This window comes from Clostridium taeniosporum (genome assembly GCF_001735765.2).
GTDB lineage: Bacteria > Bacillota > Clostridia > Clostridiales > Clostridiaceae > Clostridium > Clostridium taeniosporum.
Window position 1 is genome coordinate 64,712 of sequence record NZ_CP017253.2, and the last position, 19,650, is coordinate 84,361.

15 protein-coding genes, 1 pseudogene and 1 other annotated feature (1 of these 17 running past the window's edge) are annotated in these 19,650 nt (G+C 26.7%); of the genes and pseudogenes, 11 read left to right on the forward strand and 5 right to left on the reverse strand.

What is annotated here, in order from left to right; genetic code table 11:
- Window positions 1-169: 169 nt before the first annotated feature.
- A complete protein-coding gene (locus BGI42_RS00275; RefSeq protein ID WP_069681007.1) occupies window positions 170-2,062 on the reverse strand; it encodes a glutamine synthetase in 1,893 nt (630 codons plus the stop codon).
- A 329-nt stretch (window positions 2,063-2,391) separates the two neighbouring features.
- Between BGI42_RS00275 and murI the strand changes: the two genes are divergently transcribed.
- The 6 genes from murI to BGI42_RS16560 all read left to right on the forward strand — a co-directional run bounded on the left by murI (window position 2,392) and on the right by BGI42_RS16560 (window position 8,582).
- Complete coding sequence (gene murI / locus BGI42_RS00280; protein WP_069678431.1) at window positions 2,392-3,168, forward strand: glutamate racemase; 777 nt, start codon at window positions 2,392-2,394, stop codon at window positions 3,166-3,168.
- A gap of 138 nt (window positions 3,169-3,306) precedes the next feature.
- Entirely contained in the window at window positions 3,307-3,831 is a 525-nt protein-coding gene (locus tag BGI42_RS00285) for a peptidylprolyl isomerase (protein ID WP_069678432.1), read from the forward strand.
- Window positions 3,832-4,038: 207 nt separating this feature from the next.
- Window positions 4,039-4,407, forward strand: coding sequence for a DUF3783 domain-containing protein (locus tag BGI42_RS00290; RefSeq protein WP_069678433.1), 369 nt, complete (start codon window positions 4,039-4,041; stop codon window positions 4,405-4,407).
- A gap of 1 nt (window position 4,408) precedes the next feature.
- The gene (locus BGI42_RS00295) at window positions 4,409-5,077 is read left to right on the forward strand and encodes a helix-turn-helix domain-containing protein (RefSeq protein WP_069678434.1); all 669 of its coding nucleotides are present in this window, start codon (window positions 4,409-4,411) and stop codon (window positions 5,075-5,077) included.
- A gap of 161 nt (window positions 5,078-5,238) precedes the next feature.
- A complete protein-coding gene (locus BGI42_RS16555; protein ID WP_084023817.1) occupies window positions 5,239-7,173 on the forward strand; it encodes a S8 family peptidase in 1,935 nt (644 codons plus the stop codon).
- 77 nt (window positions 7,174-7,250) lie between these two features.
- Window positions 7,251-8,582, forward strand: a complete 1,332-nt coding sequence (locus tag BGI42_RS16560; RefSeq protein WP_069678435.1) for a peptidoglycan-binding domain-containing protein — start codon at window positions 7,251-7,253, stop codon at window positions 8,580-8,582.
- 217 nt (window positions 8,583-8,799) lie between these two features.
- Here the strand turns inward: BGI42_RS16560 and BGI42_RS00310 are convergent, their stop codons facing one another.
- Together BGI42_RS00310 and BGI42_RS00315 are read right to left on the reverse strand one after the other, a co-directional pair.
- Window positions 8,800-9,705, reverse strand: a complete 906-nt coding sequence (locus tag BGI42_RS00310) for a radical SAM protein (RefSeq protein ID WP_069678436.1) — start codon at window positions 9,703-9,705, stop codon at window positions 8,800-8,802.
- 112 nt (window positions 9,706-9,817) lie between these two features.
- Window positions 9,818-10,875: pseudogene (locus tag BGI42_RS00315) on the reverse strand (YkvI family membrane protein).
- A 135-nt stretch (window positions 10,876-11,010) separates the two neighbouring features.
- On the opposite strand from BGI42_RS00315, the gene BGI42_RS00320 reads away from it, so the two are divergent.
- From BGI42_RS00320 to BGI42_RS00330, 3 genes are all read left to right on the forward strand, one after another.
- The gene (locus BGI42_RS00320) at window positions 11,011-12,081 is read left to right on the forward strand and encodes a hypothetical protein (protein ID WP_069678437.1); all 1,071 of its coding nucleotides are present in this window, start codon (window positions 11,011-11,013) and stop codon (window positions 12,079-12,081) included.
- 65 nt (window positions 12,082-12,146) lie between these two features.
- A complete protein-coding gene (gene mnmL / locus BGI42_RS00325; protein ID WP_069678438.1) occupies window positions 12,147-13,085 on the forward strand; it encodes a tRNA modification radical SAM protein MnmL/YtqA in 939 nt (312 codons plus the stop codon).
- The gene (locus BGI42_RS00330) at window positions 13,086-13,802 is read left to right on the forward strand and encodes a 2-phosphosulfolactate phosphatase family protein (protein WP_069678439.1); all 717 of its coding nucleotides are present in this window, start codon (window positions 13,086-13,088) and stop codon (window positions 13,800-13,802) included.
- 190 nt (window positions 13,803-13,992) lie between these two features.
- On the opposite strand, the gene BGI42_RS00335 is transcribed toward BGI42_RS00330, so the two are convergent.
- Entirely contained in the window at window positions 13,993-15,183 is a 1,191-nt protein-coding gene (locus BGI42_RS00335; protein WP_069678440.1) for a class I SAM-dependent rRNA methyltransferase, read from the reverse strand.
- Window positions 15,184-15,461: 278 nt separating this feature from the next.
- Window positions 15,462-15,671 carry a (2Fe-2S)-binding protein gene (locus tag BGI42_RS00340; RefSeq protein ID WP_069678441.1) on the reverse strand — a complete coding sequence of 70 codons (210 nt, stop codon included), beginning with the start codon at window positions 15,669-15,671 and terminating at the stop codon, window positions 15,462-15,464.
- A 369-nt stretch (window positions 15,672-16,040) separates the two neighbouring features.
- Between BGI42_RS00340 and BGI42_RS00345 the strand changes: the two genes are divergently transcribed.
- Complete coding sequence (locus BGI42_RS00345; RefSeq protein ID WP_069678442.1) at window positions 16,041-18,095, forward strand: 5'-nucleotidase C-terminal domain-containing protein; 2,055 nt, start codon at window positions 16,041-16,043, stop codon at window positions 18,093-18,095.
- Window positions 18,096-18,280: 185 nt separating this feature from the next.
- Complete coding sequence (locus BGI42_RS00350; RefSeq protein ID WP_069678443.1) at window positions 18,281-19,453, forward strand: YibE/F family protein; 1,173 nt, start codon at window positions 18,281-18,283, stop codon at window positions 19,451-19,453.
- A 147-nt stretch (window positions 19,454-19,600) separates the two neighbouring features.
- Window positions 19,601-19,650 (forward strand) — a binding site (T-box leader) (it continues 187 nt past the right edge of the window).

Genomic DNA, 19,650 nt, shown 5'->3' on the forward strand with positions numbered 1-19,650 from the left:
TAAAAAATATTTTGTTAAACAATTACACTTCATTATATCATATATAGAATATTTAGACAAAAAATTAAGAAGAAAATGGGATATAATCTATATATTTATCCCATTTTTTTCTCAAAAAATTTGTTTTTAGAATTAATATTTAAATTTAATTTATAATATTATTACTAAGTTATATATCTAAAAGATTCTTCTTGTAAGAAGAGTATAGATCTCTAAGAAGTTTCATTTTATCTTCAAGTTCTATATACAATTCTGATGCTTTTGCATAGTCTTTATTTGAAAAGGCTTTTTTTATTTTTGTAAATAAACTTTCAGTTGTATAAGTATCCTTCATTATGTATAATCTTAAGTTATTTATTTTCATCCAATTAGATATATCTAAATCTAAAGCTTTATCTAAAGAATGAAGAGGAGAAAATGATCTTATTTCATCAATATAATTATTAATAATTCTATGAACAATTTCAGTAGTCCATCTTTGTAATGTAGCTAATTTGAAACTAGTTATTATTTCTGTTGTCATTACATCATTTTTCTTCAATATTTCAACTTTTTTAGGATATTCATCTAATTGTGATAAATTCTCATAAATAGTTGTAGGAGCTTTTCCGAAGAATTTATTTCTTTCTTCTTCTGAAAAATCTTCAAATACATCTTCTTCACTTCTATAAGCTCTTTCTTTTTCAAGATATTCTGCATCTTCACCAGGTTTCTTTGATAATTCAGCAAGTAATTCATCTTCTGTTTTATTTGAAGCATATAAAATACCATCTAACATTGACATGAAAGAAACAGCCATTGCAATATAAGTGTTTGTATGTGGATTTGGAGATCTAAGTTCAAATCTAGTAGCTAAAGGAGAATCTAAATCTCTAATTAACCCAACTAATATAGATCTATTTCTTGATGGATTTTCAGGACTCTTACCAAGAGAAGTTACTATGCATACTGGTGCTTCAAATCCAGGTTTTAATCTTTTAAGTGAATTATTTGTTGAAGAAACAAATGGATTTACAACTTCATAATTTTTAAGAATTCCCATTATAGCACCATATCCTATTACGCTTAAGAAGTGATTTTTAGGGCCATTAAATATGTTAATTATTTTTCCGTTCTTTAATTTTAAACTAATACTTAAATGAGTATGCATTCCAGATCCAGCTACTTCTTCTATTGGTTTAGCCATAAATGTTACTTCTAGACCATTTCTTCTGAAAGTTTCTTGAGCTAATATTCTTACAAATAATTCATTATCAGCAGCTTGAAGGGCATTTGAATATTTCCAATCTATTTCTATTTGTTCCATAACATGATCAAAATTACCAGATGAATTTAGTTTAGCTCTTACTCCACCAACTTCTTTATGACCCATTTCAGGTTCAAATCCGTAATGTTCCATTAAAAGAAGTGTTTCTTCAAGTGCTGTTCTGACAGCTCCTTTTGTTCTAGTCCAATAGTGCTCATGTAATACTTGAGAAGTTGATAGTTCTTCTACTTCGGCATTTTCATTAGGTGTTTTAACCCAAAACTCTAATTCAGTAGCAGAAGTAACAATTATATCATCTATATCATTTGGAGTAATTTCATATACATTTAGAAGTTCAGGTTTGTTTTTAAATAAATTAGAAAGGGTTTCTTTTACTGTAGAGACGGAGGCTTTTAAAATATGTCTAGAGTCAACAGGTTTATTATCGTGGTATAAGAAGCAAGGTATTCTTAATGTACCTACAGGTTTGTTTGTTTCAGAGTCAATAAAATTAAAGTTGTAATCAACAAACCATTTACTGTCTAAATCTGTAACCATATCTACTTTGGCATTATTTAATGTAGCAATACCGGGCAATACTACAGAAGAACCATCTGTTTGAACAGCAATTCCATTTAAATAAGAATCTATATTTTCAAGGAATAGTTTAACTGGTATTTTTTCATCAGTATCATTACCAGATAAATCAATACCAACAAATGAAATAAACTTAATTTGTTTATTTTCCATTAATATTTTATTTAGATCCTCAGCGTTATGATTTTCTTTTTTGATAATATAAAGTAAATTGTTCATAATATAAGCCATTACAGATAATTCTGCAAGTAGCTATTCACATCCTTTCAAAGTGTAGATTTAATTTCAACATATGTCGAACAAATAATTAAAAAAATATAAAAATATTCGGATTAATTAATTATAAAAATTCTATTACAAGTATAGTATACTGTCAATATTATACTGTCAATATATTTAAAGTTAAATTTAAAATTTAATAATTATAGTATAATTTTGAGAAAAACAAAGAATAAAAGTAAAGATAAAAATAATTCTGTATAGATTTATTCTTAATAAAGTAATAAAATGTTTATTAGATAATATAGGGAAATTGGAGTGTGAACACTTTGGATAATAAAAATAGGCCTATAGGATTTTTTGATTCAGGGGTAGGCGGATTAAGTGTAATGAGAGAAGCTATTCGTTTAATGCCAAATGAAGATTATATATATTTTGGTGATTCTAAAAATGCACCTTATGGAATTAAGACTGTGGATGAAGTTAGAACCCTTACAGTTGAAGCATTTGAATACTTACTTAAAAAGAATGTTAAAGCTATAGTAGTAGCTTGTAATACAGCAACTAGTGCTGCAATAGATTTAGTTAGAGATAAGTATAAAGATATTCCTATAATAGGTATAGAACCAGCTTTAAAATTAGCTGTTAAATATAACAGAAAAGGCAACATAATAATAATGGCTACACCTATGACCTTAAGAGAAAAAAAATTCAAAGCATTGATGAAAAGATATGCTAAAGATCATGACATAGTTTCATTACCATGTGCTAAATTAGTTGAATTAATAGAAAATGGAATAATAACAGGAAAAGAATTAGAAGACTATTTAAAAGAAAAATTCAAACCATATGATAATAAGGATATAGGAGTAGTTGTTTTAGGATGTACTCATTATCCATTTATAAAAGAAACTTTGCATAAATTAATTAATGAAGATATACCTATAATAGATGGTGGTTTTGGAACTTCACAAGAGTTAAAAAGAAGATTAAAAGAAAAGAATTTATTGAATACTAAAGAGAAAAAAGGTAACATAACTATAATAAACTCAAATGGAAATGAAGATATAATAGAACTTTCTAAAAGATTAATAGAAATTTCTTAATTAGCATATAAATGAATTTATGCAAATAATTTAGTTAATAATATATGTTATGAAATTATAACAAGTGAAAATATATATTTATATTATATAGATATATTTAATATATTTAATACCGTAATGTTTGAAAGGAGAATTTTTATGGCAAATCCAATTGTTACAATAAATATGAAAAATGGAGGAATAATAAAAGCTGAATTATATCCAGAGACAGCTCCAAATACAGTTAAGAATTTTATTGATTTAATAAATAGAGGATTTTATGATGGATTAATATTTCACAGAGTAATACCAGGATTCATGATACAAGGTGGATGTCCAGAAGGTACAGGAATGGGTGGTCCAGGATATGGAATAAAAGGTGAATTTACATCTAATGGATTTAAAAATGATTTAAAACATGCTAAAGGTGTATTATCTATGGCAAGAGCTATGCATCCAGATTCAGCAGGAAGTCAATTTTTTATAATGGTTGCTAATGCTCCACATTTAGATGGACAATATGCGTCATTTGGTAAAGTTATAGAAGGTATTGAAGTTGCTGATGAAATAGTTGCAACAAAAAGAGATATGCAAGATAGACCATATGAAGATCAAGTTATTGAAAAAATGACTGTTGATACTCAAGGTGAAACTTATGGAGAACCGGAAATAATTGAAGAATAGTTTATAAAATTTAAAAGGTTTTTAATTAAAATATAGGTGTTGATATATAATTATTTAAAAGTGTTTATTTAAATATATATCAACACTTTATTAAAAAATAATTTTCTAATAGGTTATTTTTGTTGATAAAAAGCGTATATGGCTAAAAAATCAACGCTCCAAAGTCGCTTAGAGATTTTTTTATATATAAGTGAAGGCGGTGATATTATGATTCCTAATATTAAATGTATATTAGCATATGGATTAGAGGATAATGAAATCAATAAGATAAAACAACGCTATGGAAAAGTTATAAAAGTTAACAAGGACATGGGCAATGTTAAGATAAAAGATTTAATATCAGGTTTAGAGCAAGTAGAAGAACCTGAAGATATGCCAGATGAAAAAATGATAATATTTAATAAATTTGCAGAAGGCGAATTAAAAGGTGCAATAAGATATATAAGAGGATTTACAAGTGATGGGGTATTAGCTGTAACAACTTCAGTTTCTTGTAATTGGTCACTGAAATACTTATTAGAACATTTAATTAAAGAGAGAGAATGGCATAAAGCAGGGCAAAAGGGGAGAGAATAAAGTGAGCCGTGTAGGAGAAAAAATAAAACAAGCAAGAGAAAAAAATGGATTATCAGCTAAAGTATTAGCGAAAAAATTAGGAGTAGCAGAAAAGTATATAAATGATATTGAATTAGGAAGAAAAGTAGCTAATGAATCATTTATAGCAAGAGCTTCTAAGTTTTTAAAAACAGATTTAAATGATATAAATATGGTTGTTACTGACGAAGAATTAATGAAAGAAAAAGAAATTTTGAGAAAGACACCTAAACCTAAGGCACAAAAATCAGAAGTATGGACTGATGCGTTTTCTTCAGTTATAAAAAATGTACCTATTTATAATTATTCTCTAACTAGTATAAAAGGCACAAAGGAATTGATTGTTCATTCTAACAAAGTTGAAGGATATCCTCAAGATAAGGTACTTTATCTTGAAATAGAAAATGATGAAATGTCTGGATTTAGAATATTAAAAGGTGATTTGGTCTTTGCACATAAGGTTAAGGAATTTAGTAATAATGGTATTTTTTTAATTGATCATAAAGGTGAAAGAAAAATAAGACAAATAAGAAGTCTTGGAAATTCTAAAGTTTTATTAATCAGTAATGGTGGTAGTTTATTTACAGAAACAACTGAAATAAAAGAAATAAATATAATAGCAAAATTAGAGAGAATTGAAATAAAGCTTTAAAATATTGGTTATTACCTAATTAAGTAGATTTAATTAGGTAATAACCTTTTATTTTAATATGCTTAAGATGATTTTAAGGTGTTTTAACTTCATGTAATAAATTTTTTAATCAATTAATTAATGTAGTAAGCATACAATTTATTATATAAAAATACTTGGAGTTGATTAAAATAGAGACCATAGAATCTAATAACATATCATCTAAACTTGGTGCTTCTATTGGTTTATTAACTAATGTACCACAAGATATATTAGATAGAATTAATAAGAAATTTTTTAAGGGGGAATTAGGAGAAAAAATTGAATTTACTATTTTGTATAGAGATACTCCACAAATATTAGAGAAATTAGCACAAGATCTAGAAGGGGAATTTGAAGATTTAGGCTTTAATTTTGGAATAATGACTATACCATTAAAAAGTGTAAATAAATTAGCTACAAGTGATAGTATTCAATATATAGAATTACCACAGAGTTTATATGAAGCAGATATGGAAGGAAATAGAGCCACTTGTGTTCCAAAAGCTGTTTCAACTTATAATTTATCAGGAAATGGTATATTAGTAGGGTTTGTTGATTCGGGAATAGATTATATGCATCCAGCATTTATGGATGTAGATGGTAAAACAAGAATAGAGTACATCTATGATTTAAGTTCAGGAAAAAAAGTTTATGATAAAGAAACAATTAATAGAGCTATAAAATCACCAAATCCATTTTCAATTGTTCCTGTTTTAGACAATACAGGTCATGGAACCCATGTAGCAGGAATTGCAAGCGCAGGTGGGAATATTAGTAGAACATATAAGGGGGCAGCGCCAGATGCATCTATAGCTATGGTAAAAGCAGCAAGAGGAGCATGGATATTAAGTTCTCAAATAATGAAAGGAATAAAATTCTTAGTAGATAAAAGTAAAGAATTAAATATGCCATTAGTAATAAATTTAAGTTTAAGTACTAATAATGGAGCACATAATGGAAGTAGTTTATTAGAACAATATATTTCAACTGTATCTAATTTAGAAAGAGTAACTATCGTTATAGCAGCAGGAAATGAAGGTGATGCATCTCATCATACAAATGGTAATTTTGATAGTGATTTAGATGAAGTTCAAATTAGAACATTTAATGTTGCTAGTGATGAAAACACAGTAGTTATAAATTTATATAAATCAATATTACCTGATGTATCTTTAAAAATAATATCACCTACTGGACAAATTAGTAGAAATATAGAGATAAGAGAAGGATATTTTAATGGAGCTATAGGGCGTGACAGATATGATATATATGTATCTGGACCAAAGCCTTTTGAATTAAATAATGAAATTAAAATAATAATATCTTCAATAGGATCAAATTATTTAATTTCAGGTGTATGGAAATTAGAAATAGTTGCTCTTAATGATTATAGGGGGAAATTTTCAATTTGGCTTCCTATATCTGAAGGCTTAAATCCTCAAACTAAATTTTTAGAACCTACTAATTATAATACATTAGGAATACCTGCAACAGTAGGAAATGTTATAGCAGTAGGAAGTTATAATTCATTAACAAATACATTATCTTCATTCAGTGGTAGAGGTCCTAGGTTGCCAGATTTATTAATAAGACCAGATGTTGTTGCACCAGGTGTTGGAATTTTAGGCCCTGTACCTAATGGTGGATATGATTCAAAGACAGGAACTTCTATGGCAGCACCTCAAGTATCTGGAATTTGTGCGTTAATTATGGAATTTGGAATAGTAAAAGGGAATGATCCTTATTTATATGGACAAAGATTGAAATATTATTTAATAAGAGGTGCGAATAGAGCAAGAACTGATATAGAATATCCTAATCCACTTTGGGGATATGGAGTAGTTTGTGCTTATGATACTCTTTATAACATTGAAATTATATTAAGTGAACTTTCAATAAGAAGTAGTATAAAATCAACTGGTTTGTCAAGAAAAATAAATAAAAATGATTTAGATAACGATTCAAATGATATAAAAAAGTATGTAAAATATAAGGACTTAAATTATGATAGAAGATATAAAAAAGCTAATGAATTTTATATAGGAAATTTATTTATTAGAATACCTAATAATTAATTTACTAAAAGGTACGAGTAACTAAATCTATTCTTATATCATATAGTATTCGTAGGAAAAATATTAAGGAGTTAGTTATGGCTGACAAAGGTAGTTTGAAAATTCAATGTTTTAATGGTGATGATTATATACCAGTAGATAATGCTAAAATAAGTATAAAGAAAAATTCTTCAAATAAAAATAATACATCAAATATAGAATTAGTTACAAATACAATTGGATTAACTGAACAAGTAGAGTTGGAGTCGCCTCCGATTGAATATTCTTTAGATGAAAATAGTAATGAAATTCCTTATAGTGTTTATGATATCTTAGTTGAGAGAGACGGATTTGAAACATTGGTAATAAATGGGTGTCAAATATTCCCTGAACAGGTGGCGTATCAAAGATGTAATTTAGTTGAACAAAAAGCTAAAGAGAGACAAAATGAAGTTATCAATATTCAACCAAATACTCTTAATGGAAATTTTCCTCCTAAAATTCCTGAAGAAGAGGAAAAACCACTACCACCACCAACTTCAGGAGTTGTATTACAAAAACCAGTAGTACCAGAATATGTAATAGTACATCAAGGAGGTCCTAATGATCCTTCAGCTCCTAATTACACAGTTCCTTTTAAGGAATATATAAAAAATGTTGCATCCTGTGAAATATATTCTACATGGTCTAGTAATGCAATAAGAGCTAATATATTTTGTATAATTTCATTTACATTAAATAGAATATATACAGAATGGTATAGAGGAAAAGGAAAGAATTTTGATATTACAAGTTCTACAGCTTATGATCATGCTTTTAATTATGGACGAAATATCTATGATAGTATAAGTGCAATAGTTGATGAAATCTTTTCTACTTATGTTAGGAGAGTAGGTAAAAAACAACCTCTTTTTACACAGTATTGTGATGGTAAAAAAGTGAGTTGCCCTCAATGGTTAAGTCAATGGGGAAGTCAAAGTTTAGGTTCTGAAGGAAAACCTCCATATGAAATATTAAAATATTATTATGGAAGTGATATTGAACTTGTAACAGCTGAAAAGGTTCAAGGAAGACCTAAATCATATCCAGACTATGATTTAACACTTGGATCAGTTGGAGAACCTGTTAAAACAATACAAAATCAATTAAATAGAATAGCTAAGAATTATCCTCTTATTCCTAAGATGGCTGAAGATGGGGTTTTTGGACAAAAAACAGTTGATGCAGTAAAAGTATTTCAAGGAATATTCAGTTTGCCAAAAACTGGAGTAGTTGATTATGCAACTTGGTATAAAATATCTGATGTATATGTTGGAGTTACAAGAATAGCAGAACTTAGAGGGGAAGACTCTAGTCAAAAGATATTTGTACCTCCAATAACTATTGAACAAGCCACTAAAGAAATTCCAAGTTTTAATTATTTTGCATAGTAAATTATAGAATTTTTTTAAGCTTGAAAAGTTTATAAAACCTAGGTTTGTGAGCAAATATTAGTTGAATATTAAGAGTGGAAAGTTTAGAGTTAAGAAAAAAATCTATATTAGAATTTTCAAAAATATATTTTTAAAAATATTTATAACTTTATACTAAAACTTTTAACTCTTATCTCTCCACTTTCAACTAAACAAGTGTTGTATAAACACTTTGTTATATTCCTTCACCATTAAAAGATGGAACAAAATCTGTTGTGTTGGTTCCTTGCTCTTGGATAAACCCATTTTTTAAACCTATATTTACAGCATAATCAATTAAACTATCATAATGCTTAGGATTTAGTGGTTTATTTATTTCAGGATAATCACAGGCTTTGAACATAGGAGTATACTGATTCATTAGACTAATATAAATTTTATCTCCATATCTATTGAATAGTAAATCTATAACTTTTTTTGAATCAAAAAGTAATCCTGGGAGAAGTAAATGCCTAACAATAACACCTTTAGTAATATGAGAATTAGAATCAAATTTAACCTCACCAGTTTGTTTTACCATTTCATCTATAATTTTTATAGCATTTATACTGTAGTTACTAGCCGTTGAATATTTAATAGAATATTTATTGTTAAAATACTTAAAATCAGGAAGATATACATCAATATATCCATCTAAAGCTTTAATTGTTTCAATTGAATCATAAGTATTTGTATTATATAGTATAGGTATATTTAGGCCCTTGTTTTTAGAAATATCTAATGCCTCAATTATTTGAGGTACATAATGAGTTGGTGTTACTAAATTTATGTTGTTAGCTCCTTTTTCCTGAAGTTCTAAAAATATTTCAGCAAGTCTTTCTATTGATATATTTATTCCTTTAAATTCTTGACTTATATCATGATTTTGACAAAATACACAGTTTAAATTACAGTGTGAAAAAAATACAGTACCAGAACCTTTGCCAGATGAAATAGGAGGTTCTTCCCACATATGCAATGCAGCTCGTGCAACCTTTATTTTTTCAGAGGCCTTACAAAAGCCTATTTCATTATTTAATCTATTAACTTTACAATTTCTATAACAAAGAGTACATTCTTTTAACATATTTGAATACTTCATAATTATCCCCTCGATATTTAAACATAAATAGAATTCTAATATTGTCTATTATATCATGAGATATTATTTAATAATTATGTTTTAAAATAATTACTTTATTAGTACATAAATATTATCTAATTTGCTTTCTATGTTTAAAGTAAAATATTATACTTTGAGATACAAATATTAAACTTAATACTCCAAAAGCAGGATATAATTTTGTTATTAAATTACTGAATCCAATTTGAGATATTGGAAGGGCTATGGCTAAAATTAAAAAGATACCTTTTTTAAAATCAATATTAAAAGCTTGTTCTAATGTTTTACTTATTGAATAGACATCAGAAACTTCAGTAGAAAACATTTCAAGCCATATAATAACCAATAATATAGCTTGTATTACACAACCAAATCTATTTGCTACAAGAAGCAATGGAATTTCAAATTTATAGATATAGGGTTGATTTACTGTTAACATAAGATTTATTGCTGAGCAAAGTAAGGTTAATCCAATAGAACCAAGAATGATTCCTATAAGCATGGTTTTAGTTTTTTTATTTTAGTACTAAGAGGAGCTAATACTCCTGTACAACAAAGGGTGTTGTAACCTGCATATAATATAGTTGATACAGCAAGTCCTTTTTTTACAGGTTTAAATTGATTCATGTTTGCTAATGAAAGGGCATCTCTAGAGAATAAAAAATATAAAATAGTTATTAAAGTAATTGTACAAATTAGAGATGGAACTATAAATGAATTTACTGCAATCAATCCATCGGTATCTCTTAATAAAAAAAATATAGCTATACAAACCATTATTATAGATCCTACTAATTTAGGAATTTCAAAAAATTGATTAATAAGAGCTCCACTTCCAGCTAAAATTATAGAAGCACTTGAAATAAGGTATAAAGTAGTTATAAAACCTGTAAATTTACCTAAATAATTAGGGCTTATTACATTAATTAAATCACTATAAGAATTTAATTCATAACTAATACTTATTTTGGAAATTATATATCCAATCACAATATAAAATATTCCACATGCCAAAATTCCAAAGAAACTTTTTAACCCAAAGGAAGTAAAAAATTCAGTAATTTCTTTTCCAGAAGCTAATCCAGCTCCAACAATTGTACCTATAAATACTACTGCAACTTGAAATATATTAACAAAATCTTTTTTCAATTCAAATTCTCCTTAACAATATTTTCACTAATAAGTATATAATGTAAACTTAATTTTTATTCTTAAATTATCTGCATAACAGTACATTTCTTAGGAAAAATAAATAAAGAGTTATATTAAGGGAGGAATTTAAATTTGAAGAAGATAATTTTAATATTAATATCTACATTGATGATTTTTATGTCTTTAGGATGTAGAAATAAAATTTCAAATAGTGAAAGCACAGATTTATATAACAGTAAGAAAGCTATTGAAACTGCTCAAAAATATTTAATGGAAGTTCAAAATGAAAATTTTGATGAGGCAAAAAAAATGTGTACTGACAGTTTTATTTCTAGCTCGAAAATAAATGATTTAGGAAATTCTAAAATACAAGTGTTTAAAATAAATAGGACAGTAGATGGCGGTGATAAAGTATCTATAATATTTGATGTACTTAGAGGGGAAGACTATTCTCCAAATAACAGTTTAGATAAATATAATATAGATGTCATAAAAGAGAATGATGATTATAAAATAAATAATTTAACTACTTCTGAAGAAGCGGAAATACATGAAATAGAAAATGAGTTAAGATTACAAACTTCAGGGATTGGTGAAAGTAAGCTTATTTTAAAACTTTTAGATATGCCTAAACAAGTATATAATAAAGATGGTAATCCATTAGAAAGAGTTAATATTCCTAATGAAAAATTTTCGAGTTGTGGATTAAATTATTTAGGAGATAAAGTAGCTTATTCAACAACTAATGGAAAAGATAGTTATATTGGAGTATTATACATAAAAACTAATGATTCAGTTGCTACAATAGGAAGTAATAAAGATGATGAGAAAAATGAAAATGAAGATAAGAGCAACGGAATAGAAAAAGTACAAACTGATAAAGTTAAAAATTTTGGAATATTAAATGATTGTCAAGTGGAGAGAATAGGCTTTAGTGCAGCAGAAGATAATGTGATTGTTTCTTACAGAAATTCTAATGGAGGGATAGGATTAAAAATATTTAATATAGAAGGTGGTAAAGAATTACCTATAAATGTAGAAAATAAATTCCCAACAGACAAATATAATGTAAGAGTTATGTATGTTAATGAAGAAGAAATTATGGTAAGAGTTACATTATTAGAAGGAGTTACTGAAGAAGATGATGACTTAACAGGTATATATTCCGTAAATACAAATAAATCTACAATTTTAAAAAAGTAATTGATATTAAAAATGTATTAAAAATGTATTATTTAAGTGTGTATGAGTAAAGTTTAGGAGGAAGAATGGATAATTTTTGGAATGGAAAGAGATATCATAGTTTGAATTATTTTTTAAGAGAAAAGTTTGGAGAAAAGGTATTTAAGATATCTTTAGATGGAGGCTTTTCATGTCCTAATAGAGATGGAAAAATAAGCAAAGGTGGATGTATATTTTGTAGTTCTAGCGGATCTGGAGATTACGCTGGAAGTAGAAAATTATCTATTACAGAACAATTTAATAATGTAAAAACTATGATGGCTAATAAATGGAAAAGTGGAAAATATATAGCTTATTTTCAGGCATATACAAATACATATGCTCCAGTAGAGGAATTAAGGAGAAAGTATGAAGAAGCTATAAATCAAGAAGGCGTTGTAGCATTATCAATAGCAACTAGACCTGATTGTTTAGAAGAGGATGTATTAGATTTAATAGAAGAATTAAGTAAGAAATTATATGTATGGGTTGAACTTGGATTACAAACTATAAATGATGATGTAGCAAAGAAGATAAATAGAGGATATGATTTAAATGTATTTGATGATGCTATGGATAGGCTTAAAAAGAGAAATATAGATGTTGTTGTACATTCTATATTAGGTTTACCAGGTGAAAGTAATGAAGATATGTTAAAAACTATAAATTATATTGCTCATTCTGGAGCAAAAGGAATTAAGCTTCATTTATTACATTTGATGAAAGATACTAAAATGGTTAAATTATATGAAAAAGGGGAACTTGAATTCTTATCACAAGAAGATTATATAAGTTTAATTTGTAAGGCAATTTCTATATTACCAAAAGAAATGGTAGTACACAGATTAACTGGTGATGCACCTAGAGATTTACTTATAGGGCCTATGTGGAGTTTGAAAAAATGGGAAGTTTTAAATGCTATTGATAAGTCATTAGAAGATAATGATATTTATCAAGGTAAGAATTTTAATGTGGGGGATATTTAAATGAAAATAGATGTTGTAATCTCAGCGGATTACTTAACTAATGATATTGTAAAAGATAGGATTGTTGTTGTTATAGACATGTTTAGAGCAACTTCCGTTATAACAACAGCAATTAATAATGGATGCAAAAAAGTGATACCATATTTAACTATAGAAGAAACTGTTGAAGAAGCAAAAAAGTATGAAAAAAGTGAAGTTGTATTAGGGGGAGAAAGAAGAGCTGTTAAGATTGAAGGGTTTGATTTAAGCAATTCACCTTTAGAATATACAGAAGAGGTAGTTAAAGATAAGACAGTTTTAATTACAACTACAAACGGAACTAGAGCATTAACTAAATGTCTATCAGGAAAGAAGATTATTATAGCAGCAATGATAAATGCAGAGGCTGTAGCTAAAAAATTATTAGAGCTTAATGAGGATATTGTTATAGTTAATGCAGGAACTAATGGGGAGTTTTCTATGGATGATTACATTTGTGGAGGATATATAATTAATACTATATTAAAAGAAAAAAGTAATATAAACCTTACAGATATAGCCAAGACTGCAAATATTATATATGAAAATAATCCAGGAATTATAGAATATGTTAAGGAAGCTAGACATTATTCAGTTATGAGGTCTTTAAATTTAGATAAAGATATAGAATATTGCGTAAAGAAAAACATAGTAGATGTAGTGCCAATTTATGATGGAAAGAAGATAGTAAAATTATAGAATTTTGAAAAGTGTATGAAAATCTAAGAGTACAAATAAATTTAGTTGAGAATTGAAAGAGAAAGTAGAGAATTAAGGTAAGAATTTCTCGATAGAATTTTAAAATATATATTTTTAGAAAAGCTTAGCTTTTTAATCCAAACTTTCAATTCTCCACTTTCAACTAATAAAGGGTGGCGTAAGCCACTTTTTATAGTTTTGTTTTATCAAATACTTGAAATATAAAGAATTTTAGATAATAACTTTCATCTGAATTCCAAAGTATTGGATGGTCACAAGACTGAGTTCTAAATTCTACTTGTCTTATAAGTTTATGAGCATCTTGGCAAGCTTCTAAAATAGTCTTTTTTAAAAGTTCTTCACTCATATAATGTGAACAAGAACAAGTTATAAAATATCCACCATGCTCAACTAGTTTTAATCCTCTTAAATTAATTTCTTTATATCCTCTTTTTGCAGAGTTAATAGTATTTCTAGACTTTGTAAATGCAGGAGGATCAAGAATTACAACATCAAATTTCTTTTCTTCTCTTGACCATGCAGGAAGAACATCAAATGCATTATGACATTCAAATTTAACTGTATCTTGAAGATTATTTAATTGAGCATTTCTATTAGCACAATCTACAGCGTGTTGTGATACATCTATTCCAAGAACTGATTTTGCTCCAGCAATACCTGCATTTAAAGCAAAAGAACCAGTGTGAGTAAAGCAATCTAGTACATCTTTACCTTTACATATTCTATGAATAGCAGCTCTATTTTCCTTTTGATCTAAGAAGAAACCAGTCTTTTGACCATTTGCTAAATCCACTATATATTTAACTCCATTTTCAATAATTTGAACATTAGTATCAAAGGCTGGAGTTAAAAATCCTTTAGTTTGTTCTAGCCCTTCAATTTCTCTAGTTGCTATATCACTTCTTTCATACACACCTTTAGCATTATACTCATTAACTAAAACCTTAACTATTAAATCTCTATATTGATCCATGCCAAGTGTAGAGATTTGAATTACATAATAATCTTCAAATTTGTCAACAGTTAGTCCAGGTAGAAAATCAGCTTCACCAAAGATAACTCTACAAGAAGAATAATCAATTATATTTCTTCTATATTCAAAAGCTGTTTTAAATCTCTTTTTAAAGAATTCGTCATCTATGTTTTCATTTATGTCTCTTGTCATTATTCTAATAGTTATTTTACTTCTATCGTTTATGTAACCTTTGCCTATGAAATAACCTTTATGATTGTAAACTTCTACTATATCACCATTTTCATATTCACCATCATATTCATTTATTTCATCAGTATAAATCCAAGGACGACCCTGTTCAGCTTTACCACTACGTCCTTTATGTAAATAAAATTTACTTGCCATACTATAAAAGACTCCCTTCAAAAATAATTATTATATTTAAATAATAGGCTTTATTTTTATAGATAAGAAAAGTCTTTTTAACAATAAATACTCAATTAAAATAAAGCCTAAAACAATTATAAACCAGAATAAAACTGGTTTATAATTGTTTCTTAAATATTCTATATGATTATAACATAATAGTCTAATTAGTATTTAATTATTTTAGTATTCCTAAGTTAACTCATTCAATTTAGTTCCACTTAAGCACATATTAGAATTTGTTCAAACATAGTAAATTAGCTTAGTTCTTTTATTAAAGTATTTATTTTTTCTGAACACCTTCTTCCTTTGCAGCATCCTGTTCCAGCACCAGTAGCTTTTTTTACGTCTTCATAAGTTGAAGCACCATTTATTATAGCTTCTTTAATTTTTGCTCTAGTTATACTTTTACAAGTACAAGTTTTTGTTATTTTATCTAAAATATCTTTATTTAAATTGTTATCCATATATACGTCTCCTTATATTTAATAGTTATTTATTAAATTAAAACACTTAAGTTTAAGATAGTCAATATTAATAGATAATTATTATCTATCATATAAAATAAAATTAAAATAGTTTTAGAAAAATATTTAGTTAAGTAAGTATTAAGAAAATTATTATATAATTAAAATATTATATTAAGTTTTAAAAATATAAGTATATTAGTTAAAGATAATGGCATAAGTACTGAGTAATATTAAAAATTAAATTTATTTTAATATTATTAACAGCATCTAAAATCAACAATATGGTTTTGTTGGTAAAAAATGTGATATAATTATATTCTAAACGGAATTTAATTGTTGTATAAAAAAGTAAGGAGGTAAATGTAAATGTTTAAACGTTTCAAAAACAAAAAAATTTTATCTGCTATAGTAGCATCTATGATGTTATTTACTTTATTTACACCAGTAAGTGTTAACGCAGATACTACAAAAGATAAAAATAAAGTAATCGATTTAACAGAAGAAAAAAATATTAATGATTCTACTAATGAATTAGGAAATAAAGGCGATAATATGACATTACAAATCTTAACAACTACTGATACTCATGGCAGATTTTCACCATATGATTATGCTATAAATATGCCTAATGAATCAGGAAGTCTTACTCAAATAGCAACTAAGGTTAATGAATTAAGAACTAAAAATCCTAATACAATATTGGTTGATGCCGGTGATATAATACAAGATAATTCAGAGTCATTATTTATAAATACTTCTGTAAATCCTATGATTTTAGCTATGAATAAAATAGGATATGACACTATGACATTAGGAAATCATGAATTTAATTATGGAATACCTGCTTTAAAGCATATAATGAAACAATTTAATGGTACTGTATTAGGCGGTAATGTATATGAAAAAGATGGCACTACAAGAATTGCAGCACCATATACAATAATAGAAAGAAATGGTGTTAAAGTTGGAATAATAGGTATGGTAACACCTAATATAAAAAAATGGGATTCAGCTAACTTAAAAGGATATAAAATTACAAATTCAGTAGATGAAACTAAGGCTGCTATTAAAGAACTTAAAAAACAAAATATAAATGTAATTATAGCTGTTGATCATATGGGAATAACAGGAGAATATGATGAACCAGGTTCAAGTGCTATTGAAGTATTAGAAGAATGTCCAGAAATAACTGCTTTTGTAGCTGCTCATTTTCATGTGAAGATTCCAGGAGATTATTATTATGATCACAAAGCATATTCTTTAAATGCTAAAAATAATACTGTTACAGCAACAACAAAAGATGGTGTTGTTACTGAAGTATCTATGAGTGAGTATGAAAAAGCCAAAGCTAATGGAACAGTAATAATTGAAGCATATAAATGGGCACAAACTTTAGGTCAAATAAACATTGATTTAACTAAAAATGCAGATGGTGAATATATAGTAGCTAATAAGGGTACTGATATTATAACAAAACTTTATGATATGGCTCCTAAAAATGGTACAGCTGTTAAAGCAAATAGTGAACTTATAAATACATTAAAACCATTTAATAAAGCTGCAATTGATGATGCAAATACACAAATTGGAGTTTTAAAAGATGGTAATTTAACTCCTCCAAATGAAGTTAAGGGAATAGATCAAGCTAAAATACAACCTACTCCTATGCTTAGTTTAATAAATAAGGTTCAAATGTATTATGGAGAAAAAGTAGCGAATCATAAAATAGATGTTTCATCAGCAGCAGTATTTAAAAATGGACAAAACATATTAGAAGGATCTATAAAGAAATGTGACACTGCTAATATATACAAGTTTGATAATACATTATATGTTCTTAAAATAACAGGAAGTCAACTTAAGAAGTATATGGAATGGTCTGTTTCTTATTACAATAAATATAATGCTGGAGATTTAACAGTTTCATTTAATCCAAACATACCAGGATATAATTTTGATATGTTTGCTGGAATAAAATACAATGTAGATATTTCAAAAGATGTAGGAAATAGAATAGTTAATTTAACAAGAATGGACGGAAGTAAGATAAATGATTCAGATGAAATGTATTTAACAGTTAATAATTATAGAGGAGCTACTCAATTATTAGCTCCGGGGGTTATCTTTAAAAACGGAGAACAACTTCCTGTACTTGTAGGAAAATCAGAAGAAACTCAAGATTTAGGTGACGGAAGAATAAGAGATTTAATTGGAAAATATATTCAAGAAGTAAAAGGTGGAACTATAACTCCTGAATGTGATAATAATTGGAGTATTATAGGAAATAATTGGGATTCGGAACAAAGAAAAAAAGCTGTTGAATGTATTAACAGTGGAAAAGTATCTTTATCTGGAATTTCAGGAGAACAAACATCTAATAATTCTAAATCTGTAACTTGGGATATGGTAAAAAATAAATAATTATTATCATATGAATTAAATTAAAAAATTTTATAATTAATTTAAATTGAAAGAAGTCATAGGGAAAATAATATTCTCTCTATGACTTTCCTTAATTAAGGCACATTCCAATAAATAACTAAGTAAGTATGTTAGTTTATTTTCATATGCCTTAAATAAAATATCTTTTAATGGTGGGAGTAACTATGAAAAAAATAGATAAAAATAGATACATATGTATAGCAGTTTTAGCTATTATGGTATTTGGATTATTTTCATTCGTATTAATACAGTCTAATAATCATAAATTAGCTGAAGAAGAACATTATTTTTTTTCAAAAGCTAGAGTAGATAAAATAACTTATGATGATACAGATAGATTAAATAATGATAAAACAGTGTTACAAACTAAACAAGAATTTGAAATTACTATACTTGATGGTAAACATAAAGGGGAAAAATATAAAATTAGGAATACTATAGAAGCAATAGATATGCATAGAATAATAGTTAATGAAAATGATGAAATAGTGATAAATTATACAATTTCGGATGAAGGGAAAATAAATTCTATACATTTATACGAAATAGTTAGAGAAAATTATTTATATCTTTTAATTGGAATATTTATAGTTTCAGTTGTATTAATATGTGGAAAAATGGGAGTTAAATCAGTATTAACCTTAGCTTTTACAAGTTTTATGATAATAAAAGTACTACTTCCTATATTAGTTAGTGGATTTAATCCATTAATAGCAACTATTTTAGTTTGTGTTGTAACAGTAGCATCTTCATTATTTTTTATTAATGGAATTAATAGAAAAACTATAATATCAGTATTAGGAACCATAGGTGGAATAGTAATTGCTACTGTAGTTGCAGTTTTTATAGGGAATATGTGTAAAATTACTGGGCTTGCAGAAACAGAATCTCAAATGATTGCATATACTAATTCAAGTTTAGGTCTTAATTTTAAACATATAATGTTTTCAGCAATTATAATAGGATCTCTTGGAGCTATTATGGATGTTAGTGTTTCAATTACTTCTGCAATGGATGAGATATTACAGGTAAAAAATAATATAAATAAAAGGAATTTTATAAAAAGTGGCATGAATGTTGGAAAAGACATAATAGGTGCTATGTCTAATACTTTGATATTAGCTTATGCAGGTGGTGCATTTAGTTTGATATTTTTACTTTATGCTCAACAAATGCCATATATAAATATAATTAATATGGAAATAATAACAACAGAAATAATAACTGCATTTTCAGGTAGCTTAGGTATTGTATGGACTGTACCTATAACGGTATTTGCAATGGCAAATTTGGTATTTAGGAATAATACAAAAAGTACAAATAAGCGTATAAAATAGAAAAATATGAATAGTGGATTTAATAATGTAAATAATAGTAATAAGCATCAATCTGACTCTCAATACAATATCTATAAAATATTTACAATAACTTTAAATGCATCAATTGACATTTAAATATGGTTAATATATAATGTTACAATAAAAGAAAAAACTATGATTAGGAAAAGTAACTTAGACTTAACTTTAAGAGAATA